General features: G+C 60.4%; 3 protein-coding genes. All 3 read left to right on the top strand.

Features of this window, described 5'->3' with window-relative positions; all coding sequences use genetic code 11:
* Positions 1 to 1111 (top strand): outer membrane protein assembly factor BamA (gene bamA, locus VL003_RS05860; RefSeq protein ID WP_325440511.1); only part of this gene is annotated, 1111 nt, incomplete at its 5' end.
* Between the two features lie 68 nt (positions 1112 to 1179).
* Entirely contained in the window at positions 1180 to 1755 is a 576-nt protein-coding gene (locus tag VL003_RS05855; RefSeq protein WP_325440509.1) for an OmpH/Skp family outer membrane protein, read from the top strand.
* A gap of 6 nt (positions 1756 to 1761) precedes the next feature.
* Positions 1762 to 2228 (top strand): LpxD N-terminal domain-containing protein (locus VL003_RS05850; RefSeq protein WP_325440507.1); only part of this gene is annotated, 467 nt, incomplete at its 3' end.

The raw sequence follows: 2228 nt of genomic DNA, 5'->3' as shown, positions 1-2228 counted from the left end.
GCCCGTGCCCGGCTCGCCCGACCAGATCGACGTCAACGTCGACGTCAAAGAAAAACCCACCGGCATGATCAACCTGGGTGTGGGCTACGGCTCTACCGACAAGGTCATTTTGTCGGCCGGCATCAGCCAGGATAACATCTTCGGTAGCGGCAACAGCCTGTCGTTGCAGGTAAATACCAGTAAGACAAACCGGTCGGCCGTTATTGCGCATACCGACCCTTACTGGACCAACGAAGGCATCAGCAAGACCACATCGGTTTACTACCGCCGTACCACCCCCTACGAAACCCGTTCGGGCGCCGACGGCGACTACCGAATTACTGCGCTTGGGGCAGGGCTGAACTTTGGCGTGCCCATTTCCGAGTACGACCGTATCTTTACCGGCGTCAGCTTCGAGCGCAACACGCTCGACCTGTATGGGGCACTAAATACGCCGCAAGCCTACGAAGACTATGTCGACGAATACGGCCGTACCACCAATTCGGTCATTTTCAACGTGGGCTGGGCCAAAGACACCCGCGACAGCGCCATCGCGCCCAACGAAGGCAGCTACACACGCCTGGCGGGCGACATCTCCACAATGGGGCTGAAGTACTACATGCTGCATGCCCAGCATCAGCATTACATCCCCCTGGGCCGCAGCTTCACGCTGGCGTTCAACGGCACGGTTGACTGGGGCAGAAGCTACGGCAGCAAGTCCTTCCCGGTCACCAAAAACCTGTACGCAGGCGGTATCGGTTCGGTCCGTGGCTACGAGGGCGCCTCGCTGGGCCCGCGCGACAGCCGCACTGACGACTACCTGGGCGGTTCGCGACGCATTGTCGGTAACGTGCAGTTGTATCTGCCTTTCCCCGGCGCTTCGCGCGACCGTACCTTGCGCTGGTTCGTCTTTGCGGACGCCGGCCAGGTTTCGGCCGGCAGCGGCATGAGCTGCATGGCCGGAAGAAACAATTCGGTACAAGATCCTTGCGGTTGGCGCTACTCGGCCGGTCTGGGCCTTTCGTGGCAGTCGCCCATGGGTCCGCTCGAGCTTTCCTTCGGCCGCGCTCTGAACGCTAAAGACGGCGACGACAAACAGGCATTCCAGTTCCAGATCGGAACGGGTTTCTAATGTCGCAAAATTAATGGCACAATAAGCTTTTCACTTAATTTTCCGCTCCTTCGCAAGGTAGATTTTTCATGAAGTCTGAATTTAAATTGAATCTTTCCGCTGTGGGCGGCGCGCTGCGCCGCCGTATCGGACAAGGCAACCGCGCGTTGGTGCTGGCCGCGGCGCTGGCAGCGGTGTCGGTGGTGGGTGTGGGGGCTGCGCAGGCTCAAACCCAGGGCACCAAAATAGGCTTTGTCAGCACCGAACGTATTTTGCGCGACTCCAAGCCTGCCAAGGCGGCTCAGTCCAAGATCGAGTCCGAGTTCAAGCGCCGCGACGACGAACTGCAGAACCTGGCGAACAACCTGCGCAATCAGGCCCAAAAGTTCGACAAAGACGCGCCCGTGCTGTCCGAGTCCGAGCGCATCAAGCGCCAGCGCCAATTGGCCGACCTCGACTCCGACCTGCAGCGCAAGCGCCGCGAGTTCCAAGAAGATTTCAACCGTCGCCGCAACGAAGAGTTTTCCGCCATTGTTGAAAAGGCCGATGCCGCCATCAAGCAGATCGCCGAGCAGCAAGGCTACGACCTCATCATTCAAGACGCTGTAACTGTCAGCCCGCGTGTCGACATTACCGACCAGGTCATGCAAGCCCTGGGTGGTTAAGCGCAAATGCCGGTACTGTTAGCGCCTCACCAAGCGCCCACGCTGCCCGAGCTACTGCAGGCAGCCAACCTTACCGGCCTCGACACCAGCATCGTCGAATCAGACAAGCCCATGCCCCGTATACAGGGGCTGGGCTCTTTGCTTAGTGCGGGCCCCACCGAGATCAGCTTCCTCGCCAATCCGCGGCTGCAAGGGCAACTTGCCCAGTGCCGTGCGGCGGCGGTCATTCTTACGCCCGAAGCCTGGCAGTCTTGGTCCGCCGCACCGCCGCAATTTCGGGTGGTGTTGTGCAGCCAGCCGTATCTTATGTACGCGTTGCTGGCGCAATGGTTCGACAGGCACCGCATCCAGAGCCTGGCCAAAGGCGTACACCCCAGCGCGGTCATTGCCGCCACGGCGCACGTAGCGCCCGACGCCGCCATCGGCCCCAACTGCGTCATCGAAGACGACGTACGCATTGGTGCGGGCACACG

Origin of the sequence: Pusillimonas sp., from assembly GCF_035515275.1 — a bacterium.
GTDB lineage: Bacteria > Pseudomonadota > Gammaproteobacteria > Burkholderiales > Burkholderiaceae_B > Pusillimonas.
The sequence above is the reverse complement of the archived record's forward strand: the minus strand, read 5'-3'. Positions and strand labels throughout refer to the sequence as shown.